Raw genomic sequence first — 302 nt, 5'->3', positions numbered from 1 at the left:
GATGGCGTTCTCTACAGCCTCGGCACCCGTGGTGAAGAACGCGGTCTTCTTGGCGTGCGTGCCGGGCGTGGCCGCATTCAGGCGCTCGGCCAGTTCGACGGACGAGCCATACGGCACGATCTGATACCTGTCTCTTATACACATCTCCGAGCCCACGAGACATGGCGCCTGATCGCGTATGCCGTCTTCTGCTTGAAAGGGGGGGGGGGGGGGGGGGGGGGGGGGGGGGGGGGGGGGGGGGGGGGGGGGGGGGGGGGGGGGGGGGGGGGGGGGGGGGGGGGGGGGGGGGGGGGGGGGGGGGG

At 74.2% G+C, this 302-nt stretch carries 1 pseudogene; it reads right to left on the bottom strand.

What is annotated here, in order from left to right:
- Positions 1–126: pseudogene (locus tag JHD73_RS28695) on the bottom strand (4-aminobutyrate--2-oxoglutarate transaminase); the annotation flags it as partial.
- Between the last annotated feature and the right edge of the window lie 176 nt (positions 127–302).

This window comes from Ralstonia sp. ASV6 (assembly GCF_016429285.1).
GTDB lineage: Bacteria > Pseudomonadota > Gammaproteobacteria > Burkholderiales > Burkholderiaceae > Ralstonia > Ralstonia flaminis.
Note: the sequence above shows the minus strand (reverse complement) of the source record. Positions and strands in the feature narration are given on the sequence as shown.